The following is a 13,377-nucleotide window of genomic DNA, read 5'->3' as shown; positions in this document are numbered from 1 at the left end:
CGGGGTTATTTTCATCATGCGTCCACAACACCAGACAGTATCGTCAGATACGCCCCTGGTAGCGCAGCGGGAAACGGCCCTGACCGTCGGGTTGACCGAGGAAGGGCAATCCCTGCTTCATCTCTTCCGGCAGCTCAGGGCCAGGTTTGAGAGAGCCCTGGAACAGGTACTGGCGATTGGCCTGCAGTTCCAGTTTGCCCATCACCTGCACCGCCTCCGAGCTCTGCTTGAGTTCGGCCACCAGACGGGAGTCGATGCAGGTCAGCTTGATCTCGGGATCACCCAGCGGCAGCTTGCCGGCCGAGGTGTCTGCATCGGCGCCATACCAATAGAGATTGCCGTAAAGGTTGTCACACCAGGGGTTGCCCTGGGCAAACTGATCGACCTTGAGCTGCAACTGACCCGCCACCGTCAGCGGGAACGGCAGCCGCATGGGCACCCGATCCAGCACCCAGGGCGCGGGCACATTGAGGGTAATGTCGCGACCAAAGGCGGCGCCATTCCAGCCGACCACACCCTGGCCATTGAGGCCGCTGCGATCGCCGAAACGCAGAGAGACCTCGGGGGCGAAACGCAGCAGTGACCAGCCGTTGAGCTCCCAGCGCAGCTGGGTCAGCGACTCGCTGGCATATTGCAGCCGGGCGACCTGGCCGTTCCAGAGGGTACCGCTCACCCCTTCCAGCTGCACCAGGTTGGGCGGTAACGGCAGATGGCGTACCACCAGAGTAGCGGGCAGCTTCACCAACAGAAAACCGAGATAGGCCACCAGAAACAGGGCGGCGATCAGTACTTTTTTCTTCATAGAAAATGACTCAACTGAAAATGTCTGGCCTTGACCAAGCCCGGCGCCCCACAGGGACGAAATACCGGGCACTCGGCGGCACTCAGCCCGCTGGATGTCATTGGGGACGACTCAACTGCAAGCGTCTGACCTTGACCAGGCCCGGAGCCAGATTCTCACGGGCCACCTCTATGACCTGCACCTGGACACCGTGCTGATCGGCGAGGCTCGCCAGCCAGATCAGCAGATCATCGAACGACACTGTGTCGATCCACACCTGCAGCTCCTGACCCTGGGGTTGCAGACGGGCAATCTTGATTTTCTGGTTGAAGGCAGTGCGGTTAACCACCCCTTCAAGGGTGCCGCTGGTGTCAAGCTGACGGCCCTGACCGCCCTGCATCGCCAGCACCTCTTCCCCCTTCTCTTTCAGCCAAGCGAGCGTCTGTTGCTGACTCAGCACCTGCCGCTCGCGCTCGGCGATGCGGTTGGCAATGGGCTGCCAGACGACCCAGTAGCAGAGCCCGATCAGCAGGCAGCTGCCACCCACGGCCACCAGCCGCTGCTCGCGGGCGCTGATGCTGCGCCACCAGCCTTGTAGTTTGTCCATCATGATGATTTACCCTTCAGCACCAGTGCCCCTTCAACCTTGCCTTCTGTGCTGCGCACCTCACCCTGCTGCACCTCGAAACGCTTGCCCGCCAGCTCGCGAAAACGCTCTATCTCGGTGAAACCGGGTGCCGTCACCTGCAATCTCAGCTCGCCCCGGGCGGCGTCGAAGCGCAACACCTGCGGCTTGAGACCCGGCACCTCGGCGAAGGTGGGTGCCAGTTCGGTCAGCAACAAGAGCACGCCATCCTGCGGGGTCTGCCCCAGCAACTTGAGGTGCTGAGCCATCTGGCTGCGCACGTTCACGATGCGGGTCTCCCCCGGGAAGATACGGGTGTAGACCTGCCGGATCTCGGCCTTGAGAGCCTTGTCCTGCTCCGCCAGCTGATAGAGATGCACACCGCGCTGGGTCAGCGCCACCAACAGCAGCAAGCCGGCGACCACGGCCACCTTGCGCCACTGCAACCAGTAACGGGAGTATTCGGTTTGCGGCCGGTAGGGGCCCTGCAACAAGTTGGCCTGACAGTTCAACGCCCCTTTGGCCAGCAGCAGCATGGGCAGTTCGGGATCTGCCGCCTGCCAGTTGGCAGTCAGGATCGGCGGTACCTGGGTATGGCTGTGGATGGTGACCGGTTCGGCTTCGACCGCCAGCAACATGGCCAGCAGCGGCTCATCGGCCACTATGCCCTGGCAAGGGCCCTGGCGCAGCAGCCACTCCTTGCCCAGTTGCAGGGCTGACCAGCCGTCGGCGGCCTGAGGCAGCGCCAGCACGTCCGGCAGCAGTTGCTGGCTCTTGAGGCCCGCCGCCTCCAGCCAGCCCAACCAGGTCTGCATCTTCTCCTTGTCGACCGCCATCAGGTCCACATCGTGGCCCTCGTGGGCCAGCACCACCAGATGCAGCTCATCCACATCGGAGGCGATTTGCTCCTCCAGCAGATAGGGCAAGGCAGCCGCGGCCTGGCGACTGTATTTGCCCGGCAGGCTCACCCGCCGGAAGATAAGGTCGCTGCCCGGCACCAGGGTCACCACAGGGCGGCCACCGGCACGCTCCCGCAGCTCGCCGAGGGCATGGGCCGAGGCCAGGGTACCGGAGGCAATGATCTCCTCCTCCTTCGCCGACCACACCAGCCACTCGACCGGTTGCTGCGCATTGGTCCCCAGACGGATGACCAGACTCTCGCTCACAAATATCTCTCCTGCCATTCCCGTCCGCATCCAGGGGATGGGCGGGAGCGCAGCCTTTGGCTGCTGTCCAATACGGATTCAGAGCGGATTCGGCCATCAGCCGTCACCCACACCTGTTTGTTATTCGGCGCCACCGCTGAGGCGGCGCAGCATCACCAGCTTGTTGTCCTTGCCACGCACGAAGACACTCTCCAGCCTGGCCCGGGTATCACCGACTTCGGCGATCAATTTGGCTTCGAAATAGCCGCTCTTGACGTCCAGCGCCGCATCCAGCCCCTGGATGGTGCTCACCTGCACCGGCATCTGATCCGTCATCGCTTTCTTATCCTTCCACCCCTTCTGGGGGCGGCTGGTCAGCACCCGTTTGGCGTCATCGAGACCAACCTTGTCCTGATAAAGCGCCACCAGCAGCGCGGCCTGCTCCGACTTGATGGTGTTGATGTTCACCACCAGCTTGTCGGTCGGCAAGGCACACACATAGGGCGCCAGCCGGGCATACAGTTTGGCACTCACACCGCGCACCGCCCTCAGCTCATCCGTGCTGATCATCCACTGGTTCGCGGTCAGATAAGGGGGCGTCAGCCCTTCGTAATAGGCATCTTCGGCACCGTAGCTGGAGACCAGCGCCGTATCCTTGTCGGTCCAGTCGCGGATGGCATCGGTCAGCTGCACCGCCTCGTAATCCTCGACTTCGAGCTGCTTGAGCAGGGCGCGAAATGCCTTGACCTGATAAGGCTGCTTCTCGAGGTCATCGCCGCTCACCCCGTCTTTCAGGGGCACGCTCAGGCTGTTGAGGTTGAAGCAGGATTGCAGATCCCGCACCCGACCGGTCAGTTTGCCGTCATCCACCGGGAAGACAGCATCCTGCCTGGCCCAGTTCTGGCCCAGGCTAACCACATTGGGGTCGTCTTTGAAATCCTGAGCCAGCACCTTGCTCACCAGGGCTTCCGCCGACATGGCATACCACCATGCCTGCTTGCCGGCAGTGAGGTTGCCTGTGCGGCGCAGTTCCAGCTGCAAGCGACCGCTCATGTTGCTGGCGATGATCACCATCACCGACAAGATGAGCAGCACTACCAGCAGGGCCATGCCGCCCTGACGACCCGGTCTGGCTGCGTACACTCCCCGATTGCGCCTAGTTGCCATTGTCAGCTCGCTGGCCACCGGCGCCTATCAGGAACTGACGGCGACGAATTGTGCCGTCATCTTCAGTGACGCTCAGGGGAAAACGACGATCAATTACCATTGTCAGCCCTCTGGCCACCGGCCCCGATGAGGAACTGACGGCGGATGGTGCCGTAATCCTCCAGATCCAGCTCCACCGCCAGGCCGTAAGGCAGCACGTTGCGCTGGGTCCACTCCTCCTTCCAGGCACCCTTGTCGTAAAAATAGAGCCGCAGCGCCGTCACCCGATCCAGCATGGGCTGAATACGCGGCTCTGTGCCGATCACCGGATCCGGATAGAGGTAGCTCAGCCGCTCCAGCTTGTGATCCTTGAGACGCCAGCCAACCCGCTGCAAACCGGAGCGTGGCAGCATGCCATCCGGATTGAGCCAGCCACCGCGAATGAAGGCCATGCCCCAGTCATCGCTCTGCTGGCCGAAACGGGACGCCGCCAGCAGCACCTTGTTGTTCTCGCCGTCGATGCGGCCACTGCGGGGTACCATCTGGGTGATGTCCCGCTCCATCAGGGTGAAGGCCAGCTGCAACTCGGAGAGACGGGCCTCTTTCTTCTTGGCCACCTCGTCGCTGGTGAGCACCCCCTGCAGCACCTGATAGGCGCCCATGCTGAGGCTGGCGAAGATGGCGATGGCCACCAGCATCTCAAGCAGAGTAAAACCGCCCTGACGGGACTTCATTTGGGTGTCGTTGACCAGGTTCATCGGCTGATATAGGTCCGGATCATGGCCACAGGGCTCTCGGCCTTGGGGGCAGTACGCACTTCCATATCCAGCGCCTTGAAGTTGTTGTCGGCGGTGGCGACGCCGCGATAGCGCCAATACCAGGTCTGCCCAGCCATCTTCTCGTCCCCTTCCACCCAGCTGTCGCCGGGCCACTTGGCTTCGAGTTTCTGCTGCACCAGCTGGTTTTCCACCACCCAGGTCGCCAGCGTCTTCTCTTCCAGATAACTGAGTGCAGAGAGGTGTTCGCTGGCGGTTTTCATCACGGCGAGACCCGCGATGGCAAACACCGCCAGTGCGACCATGACCTCGAGCAATGTCATGCCACGGGCGTTCACTCCTCTTCCTCCTCGTCCTGCAGCAGTCGCAAGCGGCCGAATTCATCCGCCTTGACAGTCCGCAGGTAGCGCACGTCCTCATTCTGCTGGGTCAGGGTCAATACGAAAGGGCTGAGCTCGCCACCAGGGAAGATCAGTACCTGGGGCGTGCGCTCCTTCTCGTCCCGGCCCTGCTCGGTTTTCTCGTCGGACTCGGTCCGCCAGCTGAACCCTTCGAGCTCGATGGCCAGCGTCATCTCATCCGGCAGTGTGGCCTGCCCCAGGATCTTGTCGTCGGTCAACGCCTGCCATTTGCGATCCTTGGCCCCGCGCTGCATGAACTGCCAGCCGTTCGCCTCGATACGCAGCCCCACCAGCCGGCCATCCATCACCGAATACTCCTGCGCCTGTTGCAGGGTCGCCATGAAGCGGCGCGCCTGCTTGTCGAGCTCGCGATCGCCTCTGGCCCCCCCCATGCTGAGGGTGACGGCAGTGGCCACCAGCCCCATCAGCATGGCCACCAGCAATACTTCCAGCAGGGTGAAACCGGCTTGGCGATGACGAGACGAGGAGCCCCTCACGGCAGCCTCGCCCACAGCACCTTGATGACAGCGCAATCAATCACTTATTGGAAATCCTTCAGATTCCAGTTGCCGATGTCATCATCGGTACCGGCTTCGCCATCCAGCCCCATGGAGAAGATGTCGATCTTGCCGAACTGGCCCGGGCTCAGCAGCTGGTAAGGATTGCCCCAGGGATCCTGCGGCAGGCGCTTGATGTAGCCGCCGTCACGGTAGCTGCGCGGCTCGGGGGCGGCGGTCGGCTTGTTGACCAGCGCATCCAGGCCCTGCTCCGTGGTCGGATAACGGTTGTTGTCCAGCTTGTACATGTCGAGGGCATTTTCCAGCGCCACTATATCGGAGACGGCTTTCTGCTGGTCAGCCTTCTCCTTGTTGCCCATCAGGTTGGGCACCACCAGGCTGGCCAGGATCCCGAGGATCACTATGACCACCATGACTTCCAGCAGGGTAAAACCAGATTGACGACGCTTTTGCATGACTTACTCCCTAACGAAATGAGATGGCATGAACCATCAACGATTAACTGTTAAACCACGATCGTTCGATTGGATTTGTAGGTTCGAATAGCGAAGCGTATTCGGACACCCGAACCTACAGATTCACCATGTTGTTGAGCTCGAGGATCGGCTGCAGGATCGACATCACGATAAACAGCACAACCCCGGCCATGGAGACCACCAGCAGGGGCTCGAACACGCCGAGGGCTATGTTCACCTGGGTTTCAAATTCCCTGTCCTGGTTATCCGCCGCCCGCTCCAGCATGTTGTCGAGCTCGCCGCTCTGCTCGCCGGAGGCGATCATGTGCAGCATCATGGGCGGAAAAATCTTGGTTTCATCCAGCGCCTTGCGCAGGCTGGTCCCCTCCCGTACCCGTTCGGTGGCCTCACCAATGCGCGTACGGGCAAAGTCGTTGGAGAGCACTTCGCCAGCGATCTTCATCCCCTCCAGCAAGGGCACGGCACTGGCATTGAGGATGCTCAAGGTGCGGGCGAAGCGGGCTGTGTTGAGACCACGGCTGACCCGGCCTATGACCGGCAGGCGCAGTATCACCTGATGCCAGTGACGGCGGCGCTTCTCGTCGGTCAGCCACCAGCGCCAGACAAAGCCACCCAGGAACAGCAGCAGCAGGAACCAGAGGCCGTAATGCTGCATCAGCTCGCTGGTGCCGATGAGGAAACGGGTCGTCGCAGGCAACTGCTGGCCCATGTGTTCAAACTGGGCCACCACCTTGGGTACCACGGCAGTGAGCAGGATCGAAATGACCCCGACCGCCACCAGAGTGAGGACTATGGGGTAGATCATCGCCTGCAGCAGCTTGGTGCGCATGTGCTGGCGCTGCTCCGTGTAGTCGGCGAGCCGGTTCAGCACCTTCTCCAGATGACCGGACTTCTCCCCTGCCGCCACCATGGAGCGAAACAGCTGATCGAACACGTGGGGGAAGGCCCCCAGCGAATCGGCCAGCGAGTAGCCTTCTACTACCTTGCTGCGCACGGTTGCCACCAGGCTGCGCAGATGGGCCTTTTCGCACTGCTCGGCCACTGCCCGCAGCGCCTCTTCGATAGTCAGGCCGGCGCCAACCAGGGTCGCCAACTGGCGAGTAATGAGGGCCAGCTCGGAAGTGGAGGCACCACGGCGAAACAGCACGAAGCGATTCGCTTCACGCTTTGCCTTCTCTGTGGTCTCGTTCACCTCGAGCGGGGTCAGCCCCTGCTCGCGCAGTTGCTGGCGTACCTGACGGGCCGAGTCGCCCTCGGTCACCCCCTGCTTCTGGCGCCCCTTGCTGTCGAGGGCTTTGTATTCAAATGCTGACAATACTCTTGCTCCTCTGCCCTAGCACTGTGACGTCTTGCTATCCCGATTCAAATCGCTTGCCTGACCGAACATCAATCTTCCCGGGTCACCCGCAGCACTTCTTCAAGGCTGGTCTGGCCCTTGAGTACCTTGTCGATGCCATCCCGACGGATGCTGGGGGTATGGCCGCGGATCAGCCGCTCTATGGCCAGTTCGCCGCTGGCACTGTGGATCGCCTCGCGCACCGCCTCGTCGATCACCACCAGCTCGTGAATGCCGGTCCGGCCGCGATAGCCGGTGTGGTTGCACTGCTCGCAGCCAACCGGGCGCCACACCTGCTGATCTGGCGCCAGCTCCATGCCCATGGCCTCCCGCTCCTGCTCAGTGATGGGGCGTGGAGTGCGGCAATCCGGACAGAGGGTACGCACCAGCCGCTGGGCCAGTACCGCCAACAAGGATGAGGAGAGCAGGAAAGGCTCTATCCCCATGTCCCGCATTCGGGTGATGGCGCCGATGGCAGTGTTGGTGTGCAGGGTCGACATCACCAGGTGACCGGTCAGCGACGCCTGTACCGCTATCTGGGCGGTTTCCAGATCCCGGATTTCCCCCACCATCACCACGTCCGGATCCTGACGCAAGATGGCGCGCAGGCCGCGGGCGAAGGTCATGTCCACCTTGGTATTGACCTGGGTCTGACCTACCCCTTCGAGGTCATATTCGATGGGGTCCTCCACCGTGAGAATGTTGCGATCCCGCGAGTTGATCTCGGAGAGTGCCGCATACAGGGTGGTGGATTTGCCCGAACCGGTCGGGCCCGTCACCAATATGATGCCGTGGGGCTTGCGAATGAGTTCGCTGATGATGTTGCGGTTGGCCAGCGTCATGCCGAGCTGCTTGAGCTCGAGGCGCACGTTGTTCTTGTCGAGCAGACGCAATACCACCCGCTCGCCGTAGCTGGACGGCATGGTCGAAACCCGCACGTCCACCGCCCGGCCACCGATACGCAATGAGATGCGGCCATCCTGCGGGACCCGCTTCTCGGCGATGTCCATCCGTGACATGACCTTGATGCGCGACACCAGCAGGGAGGCCAGCTTGCGATGGGGGCGCAGTATCTCCCGCAGCACGCCATCGATACGGAAGCGAATGACCAGCACCCGCTCGAAGGTCTCGATATGGATGTCGGACGCTTCCTCTTTTATCGCCTCGCTCAACATGGCGTTGATGAGGCGAATGATGGGGGCATCGTCATCGGCATCCAGCAGGTCCTCGCTCTGGGGCAACTCTTCGGCCAGGGCAAAGAAGTCCATCTCGTTGCCGAGATCTTCCATCAGCTGGCGCGCCTCGGAAGAGTCGCGCTGGTAGTGGGCCATCAGCAACTCTTCAAACTCGTCACTGCCAAGCTGCTCCACTTCGAAGGCACAGCCCGCTACCCGCCGGACTTCCAGCAGGGTTTGCGGCGCGACACCCTGACGACAGATCAGCAGGGGAGTCCCCTGCCGCTCGGTCAGAATGGCGCCGAAATTGCGGGCAAAGGCAAACGGCAGCTCGGGCAGGGCTGCTGGCAGATCCGTTCCGTCGAGCTGGTACGCCGCCATTACTTGTTACCCTGTACGAACGGCTGCACCCCGTCGGCCGTTGCCTGCTGGCGGGCCTTCATCAGCTCGAGCTGCTTTTGTACCTCGGGTGACTGGACCACATCCTGCCCGTATTGGGGCAGCACCTGCCGATCCGGTGAGGTGAGATAACCCTCCTGAGCCGCCGCCTCCAACTGTTGAGCGCGGAACATGGTGTACTTGTTGCTGGATATCCCCGAGTAGACGTTGGCATCGCGCAATATGGTGGGCCGGATAAAGACCATCAGGTTGCGCTTGGACGTGGTGTTGGAGGTTGAGCGGAACAGGTAGCCCAGCACAGGGATATCACCCAGCAAAGGCACCTTGGAGACCTCCTCCTTGGTCTGTTCATCCATCAGACCGCCCAGCACCACGGTTTCGCCACTTTTGACCAGCACGGCGTTCTTGACGGTACGGGTATCAAAGGTGGGGCCCAACCCTTCGGTCCCACTGGCTTGCTTGCCAACGCTGGAAACCTCCTGCTCTATGGTAAGCAGCACCGAATCCCCTTCGTTGATCTGCGGCGTCACCACCAACTTGGTGCCCACCGTTTTGCGCTCTATGGTACTGAAGGTGGTGTCACCGGACGTGGAATTTTGTTTACCCGTCTGCACAGGCACTTCCTGACCCACGTTGAAAGAAGCCTCCTTGTTGTCCATGGTGACGATACTCGGGGTAGAGAGAATATCGCTCTTGGTGTTGGTGGAGAGCGCCGTCACCAACATGGCCCAGTTGCCTTGGTAGAAACCGGCAGCCATGCCGTTAAAACTCTCCGCCAACTTGGCAATACCCGTGGTGGTGCCATTATCCTTGTAATCCTTGGCGGCGATGGCCACTGAACCTATACCTGGGCCGGCGTTGGTAAACTGGGTACCGCCACCGTTGGTATTGGCCCACTGAACCCCCAGGTTGAGACCGTCACCGTCGGCGATTTCGACGATGATCGCCTCCACCAGCACCTGAGCGCGGCGGATATCCAGCTTGGCGACCACCTGCTCCAGCTCGGCCATCACATCCGGCTGGGCCGTGATGACCAGCGCATTGGTGGTCTCGTCGGCCGAGATGGCCAGCTTGCCCCCCCCTATGCTGGCGTTGCCGCCACCGGCCGTGGTGCCGCCCCCCTTCTTGTCCGCTTCTATGCTGGTGCTGACGCCCTTGAGCACCTCCACCATGTCCTTGGCCTTGCCATATTTGAGATAGAAAACCCGGGTATTGCCCTGGCTCTGCAGGTCGCGGTCGAGCTGGCGCACCATCTGTATGATGCGAGCCCGCGCCTTGGGTTCACCACTGACCACCACGGAATTGGTGCGCTCATCGGCCACTACCTTGGGCGCCAGCAGCAGGGAAGTGTTGCCGCCCTGGGTGTTGCCATCCTTGTTGAGGTTGGTCACCAGTCGCACCATCTCGCCGGCGGAGGCATATTTCAACTTGATGATGTCCACTTCCTGATCGCCCGCCTTGTCGACCCGGCGCACCACTTCCACCAGACGGTTGACCACGGCGGCACGGCCGGTGATGAGCAGCACGTTGGAGGGATCGTAATGCACCACGTTGCCGCCACCGGCGTTGTCGTTGAGCTGACGCAGCAAGGGGGCCAGTTCACGCACCGAGACATTGCGCACCGGCACCACCCGGGTCACCATCTCGTCGCCAATGCCCGGGTTGGTCTCATCCACCACGGGGATGGCCGAGGTCTTGGCATCCTTGGAGCGCACTACCTTGAGCACGCCGTTATCCATGGGCACAACGGCAAAGCCATAGACGTCGAGCACGCTCAGGAAGAACTGATAATACTGCTCTTCGTTGAGCAGGTCGTAGCTGCGGACGTTGATCTTGCCGCGTACCGAAGGCTCTATGATGATGGTCTTGCTCAGGTTCTTGCCGACCGTGTTGATGAACTCTTCGATGTCGGCATTCTTGAAGCTGGCAGAATACTCGGTGGCCCAGGCAGAGCCTGCCATCATCAGCGCCGCCGCGACCGTGGCAAGACGCCAGCTCTTCCCTTTATTTATCATTCTTGGTGCTACTCCAAATCATTATTCTGACAAGCCGACATAAACGTCGTAGAGCTGTCCCTGCCGTTCGACGGTGACGGTCATTTCCGTGGCGCCTGCCACCTGCTGCATCGCCTGCATGGCCTGAGCGTTATCCCGCAGATCCAGACCATTGATGCTGACCGCCATGTCATTGGCGACCAGACCGAGTTGATTGAACAGTTCTGGATTGCTGCCCGGATTGAGGCGATAGCCGACCATGCGGCCATCCACTCGTACCGGTGAAATATTGAGGTAATCGGTGATCTTGCCGGGGTTGCCCAGCAATTCGCTGCGCACCGAGGAGAGCTTCTCATCCGGGTTGCCCTGCCTGGGCAGGGGTTTGCCGTACTCTTCCCCGTCCAGCATCAGGGTCTCGTCACGCGCGTCACGTTCTATGATGACGCGGTCGGCAAACACCTGGCGAACCTTGGCCTGGGTGCCATCGATGAAGTCACCTATGCCATAGGAATTTTGCACACCGCTGTGGGCTATGATGGCGATGGACTTGGCGGGATCGGAACTGGCCAGCACACCGTTGAGCTGCGCATTGAGCTGGGTCTTGGGTGCGTCGGCTGAGACAGCATCGGCCGCCCGGGCCTGCTGCTTCGCCTTGCCAAACAGTGCCAGCCGGCTGACGCCGCCGAGATCGAGCCGGGCCTTGCCCTGACCCTGACTGCCTGCCACGGCCGGTTGCCAGGGCTGACTGCTCTGCTGGCTACCGAGATCCAGCAGCCGCCAGGTAAGACCGGCGCACTGGTGGGCCAGCAACAGCAGCAAGAGCCAGAACAGGGGCTGGCTGAAACGGGAGAGCGGCACAGTTTTGCAACGGGCCAGAAGGGAGCTCAACAAGTCATCCCTGAACGGTAGCGTCATGTTTATCAATATATTCTGGCTTCCAAATCGGTTGGCTATTGTGTACGGCAATGGACCCAGAGACAACCGACCGGATGGTATCAAGCTGTGAAAATTGACATTCCGTCACACCATCAGCCCCCCTGTTTCTATCCCGAGGCCTGCCTCTGGTATAATCAGGCTCCCCTTTCAGCCATCCCGGAGTCGATTCATGCCGAATCCCGCAGAAACCACAACCCAGGTCCGCCTCGACAAATGGTTGTGGGCCGCGCGTTTTTACAAGACCCGCAGCCTGGCCCGCGATCAGATTGAAGGGGGCAAGGTGCACTATAACGGCCAGCGCAGCAAACCTGGCAAGGCCGTTGAAGCCGGCGCCCTCATCCGTGTCTGGCAGGGCCAGGACGAGCGGGAGGTGCGGGTACTGCAAGTGGGCGAACAGCGCAAGTCCGCCCCGCTGGCACAACTGCTCTATGAAGAGACGGAAGCCAGCCTGAAAAAACGGGCCGAGAACAGCGAGGCGCGCCGCTTCAACAGCCAGTTTGCCCCAAGCCCCGAGCGTCGCCCCGACAAGCAGGAGCGGCGCCAGCTGATCAAGGTCAAGCAATACTGACTCGCCAACGTGGCCCTTTTATGACGACAGGGGGCGAGATAAGTTCCTAACCACCTGTTTATTATTGTTTTTATCTATTCACCTCACCTAAGAACCCAGGAATGCATGATGAGTAACCAAGATCTCCTGTATCGCTATCTGTTTGAAGAGTACGAAGTCCGGGGTGAGCTGGTCCAGCTGGATCACACCTACCGCCACGTGGTGGAAGCCCAGAGTTATCCGGTGCAGGTGCAAAAATTGTTGGGTGAACTGCTGGTCGCCACCAGCCTGCTGACCGCCACCCTCAAGTTCGAAGGCTCCATCACTGTGCAATTGCAGGGTGATGGCCCTGTCCGTCTGGCGGTGATCAACGGTGACAACAACCAGCAGTTGCGCGGCGTGGCCCGCTATGAAGGGGAGCTGCCGAGCGATGGCAAGCTGCAGAGCCTGATTGGCAACGGCCAGCTGATCATCACCATCACTCCGGAGCAGGGCGAGCGCTATCAGGGCATCATAGCCCTGGACGCCGATACCCTGGCAGGTTGCCTGGAGCACTACTTCGCCCAATCCGAACAGCTGGCCACCAAGCTCTGGATCCGTACCGGCTACCACCAGGGTGAACCGCGCGCCGCCGGCATATTGCTGCAGGCGCTGCCCGCCCAGAGCGAGGATCACAGCGCAGATTTCGATCACCTGACCCAGCTCACCGCCACCATCAAGGATGAAGAGCTGTTCGGGCTGGAAGCGGAAGAGATCCTCTACCGTCTCTACCACCAGGACAAGGTGCGGGTGTTCGACCCCCAGGCAGTCGAGTTCCGTTGCACCTGCTCCCGCGCACGCTGCGAAGGGGCCCTGCTGCAGATAGAAAAGGAAGAAGTCTTGGAGATGGTGCAGGAGCTCGGCAAGATCGACATGCACTGTGATTATTGCGGCGCCCAGTACCAATTTGATGGGATCGACGTCGAAACCCTGTTCAGCAGGGCTCCCGATAATGATGCAAACAAGTTACACTAATTGAAGGCGGGCAAAACCCGCCTTTAACTTAAATAACAAAAAAATACCCTATTTTATAAAGTTTGATGGCGATCGCTAAACTCTACCACCTAAGTGATAGGATGAATG

The 13,377-nt window shown here is 60.8% G+C and carries 14 protein-coding genes; 2 read left to right on the top strand and 12 right to left on the bottom strand.

Annotated features, from left to right (window positions below):
* Positions 1 to 43 precede the first annotated feature (43 nt).
* The 12 genes from exeN to exeC form a co-directional block, all read right to left on the bottom strand.
* Positions 44 to 802 (bottom strand): GspN family type II secretion system protein ExeN, encoded by a 759-nt coding sequence (gene exeN, locus OKC28_RS05785; RefSeq protein WP_219591345.1) that lies wholly within the window; start codon positions 800 to 802, stop codon positions 44 to 46.
* Between the two features lie 97 nt (positions 803 to 899).
* Entirely contained in the window at positions 900 to 1,391 is a 492-nt protein-coding gene (gene exeM, locus OKC28_RS05780) for a GspM family type II secretion system protein ExeM (RefSeq protein ID WP_270688096.1), read from the bottom strand.
* Positions 1,388 to 2,572 (bottom strand): GspL family type II secretion system protein ExeL, encoded by a 1,185-nt coding sequence (gene exeL / locus OKC28_RS05775; RefSeq protein WP_270688095.1) that lies wholly within the window; start codon positions 2,570 to 2,572, stop codon positions 1,388 to 1,390. The genes exeM and exeL overlap by 4 nt, the downstream gene beginning before the upstream one ends.
* A gap of 120 nt (positions 2,573 to 2,692) precedes the next feature.
* Complete coding sequence (gene exeK / locus OKC28_RS05770; protein WP_270688092.1) at positions 2,693 to 3,718, bottom strand: GspK family T2SS minor pseudopilin variant ExeK; 1,026 nt, start codon at positions 3,716 to 3,718, stop codon at positions 2,693 to 2,695.
* 89 nt (positions 3,719 to 3,807) lie between these two features.
* Complete coding sequence (gene exeJ / locus OKC28_RS05760; RefSeq protein ID WP_087757458.1) at positions 3,808 to 4,431, bottom strand: GspJ family T2SS minor pseudopilin variant ExeJ; 624 nt, start codon at positions 4,429 to 4,431, stop codon at positions 3,808 to 3,810.
* A 20-nt stretch (positions 4,432 to 4,451) separates the two neighbouring features.
* On the bottom strand, positions 4,452 to 4,811 hold the full coding sequence (gene exeI / locus OKC28_RS05755; protein ID WP_021139454.1) for a GspI family T2SS minor pseudopilin variant ExeI: 360 nt from the start codon (positions 4,809 to 4,811) through the stop codon (positions 4,452 to 4,454).
* A complete protein-coding gene (gene exeH / locus OKC28_RS05750; protein WP_270688089.1) occupies positions 4,808 to 5,371 on the bottom strand; it encodes a GspH family T2SS minor pseudopilin variant ExeH in 564 nt (187 codons plus the stop codon). Before exeH ends, exeI begins: the two co-directional genes overlap by 4 nt.
* 44 nt (positions 5,372 to 5,415) lie before the next feature.
* Positions 5,416 to 5,847 (bottom strand): GspG family T2SS major pseudopilin variant ExeG, encoded by a 432-nt coding sequence (exeG, locus tag OKC28_RS05745; RefSeq protein WP_005315859.1) that lies wholly within the window; start codon positions 5,845 to 5,847, stop codon positions 5,416 to 5,418.
* A gap of 115 nt (positions 5,848 to 5,962) precedes the next feature.
* Positions 5,963 to 7,183: a GspF family T2SS innner membrane protein variant ExeF gene (gene exeF, locus OKC28_RS05740; RefSeq protein ID WP_021139456.1), complete on the bottom strand. Its 1,221-nt coding sequence runs from the start codon at positions 7,181 to 7,183 to the stop codon at positions 5,963 to 5,965.
* 71 nt (positions 7,184 to 7,254) lie between these two features.
* Positions 7,255 to 8,760 (bottom strand): GspE family T2SS ATPase variant ExeE, encoded by a 1,506-nt coding sequence (exeE, locus tag OKC28_RS05735; RefSeq protein WP_021139457.1) that lies wholly within the window; start codon positions 8,758 to 8,760, stop codon positions 7,255 to 7,257.
* Complete coding sequence (gene exeD, locus OKC28_RS05730) at positions 8,760 to 10,793, bottom strand: GspD family T2SS secretin variant ExeD (RefSeq protein WP_270688084.1); 2,034 nt, start codon at positions 10,791 to 10,793, stop codon at positions 8,760 to 8,762. The genes exeE and exeD overlap by 1 nt, the downstream gene beginning before the upstream one ends.
* Positions 10,794 to 10,814: 21 nt before the next feature.
* Positions 10,815 to 11,663 carry a GspC family type II secretion system variant ExeC gene (gene exeC / locus OKC28_RS05725; RefSeq protein ID WP_333562730.1) on the bottom strand — a complete coding sequence of 283 codons (849 nt, stop codon included), beginning with the start codon at positions 11,661 to 11,663 and terminating at the stop codon, positions 10,815 to 10,817.
* Between the two features lie 214 nt (positions 11,664 to 11,877).
* On the opposite strand from exeC, the gene hslR reads away from it, so the two are divergent.
* Together hslR and hslO are read left to right on the top strand one after the other, a co-directional pair.
* Positions 11,878 to 12,276: a ribosome-associated heat shock protein Hsp15 gene (gene hslR, locus OKC28_RS05720; RefSeq protein WP_270688081.1), complete on the top strand. Its 399-nt coding sequence runs from the start codon at positions 11,878 to 11,880 to the stop codon at positions 12,274 to 12,276.
* Positions 12,277 to 12,384: 108 nt separating this feature from the next.
* Positions 12,385 to 13,269, top strand: coding sequence for an Hsp33 family molecular chaperone HslO (hslO, locus tag OKC28_RS05715; protein WP_058394888.1), 885 nt, complete (start codon positions 12,385 to 12,387; stop codon positions 13,267 to 13,269).
* The last annotated feature ends 108 nt before the right edge of the window (positions 13,270 to 13,377 follow it).

The sequence above is a fragment of the Aeromonas sp. D3 genome, assembly GCF_027705025.1.
Taxonomy (GTDB): Bacteria; Pseudomonadota; Gammaproteobacteria; order Enterobacterales; family Aeromonadaceae; genus Aeromonas; species Aeromonas salmonicida.
This window is presented reverse-complemented; position numbering and strand designations above follow the sequence as displayed.

What these genes read in the sequence shown, in the direction of transcription:
- hslO (WP_058394888.1), top strand. Translation starts at nt 12,385, where the DNA reads ATGAGTAACCAAGATCTCCTGTATCGCTATCTGTTTGAAGAGTACGAA.
- exeE (WP_021139457.1), bottom strand. Translation starts at nt 8,760, where the DNA reads ATGGCGGCGTACCAGCTCGACGGAACGGATCTGCCAGCAGCCCTGCCC.
- exeM (WP_270688096.1), bottom strand. Translation starts at nt 1,391, where the DNA reads ATGATGGACAAACTACAAGGCTGGTGGCGCAGCATCAGCGCCCGCGAG.
- exeN (WP_219591345.1), bottom strand. Translation starts at nt 802, where the DNA reads ATGAAGAAAAAAGTACTGATCGCCGCCCTGTTTCTGGTGGCCTATCTC.
- exeD (WP_270688084.1), bottom strand. Translation starts at nt 10,793, where the DNA reads ATGATAAATAAAGGGAAGAGCTGGCGTCTTGCCACGGTCGCGGCGGCG.
- exeG (WP_005315859.1), bottom strand. Translation starts at nt 5,847, where the DNA reads ATGCAAAAGCGTCGTCAATCTGGTTTTACCCTGCTGGAAGTCATGGTG.
- hslR (WP_270688081.1), top strand. Translation starts at nt 11,878, where the DNA reads ATGCCGAATCCCGCAGAAACCACAACCCAGGTCCGCCTCGACAAATGG.
- exeK (WP_270688092.1), bottom strand. Translation starts at nt 3,718, where the DNA reads ATGGCAACTAGGCGCAATCGGGGAGTGTACGCAGCCAGACCGGGTCGT.
- exeJ (WP_087757458.1), bottom strand. Translation starts at nt 4,431, where the DNA reads ATGAAGTCCCGTCAGGGCGGTTTTACTCTGCTTGAGATGCTGGTGGCC.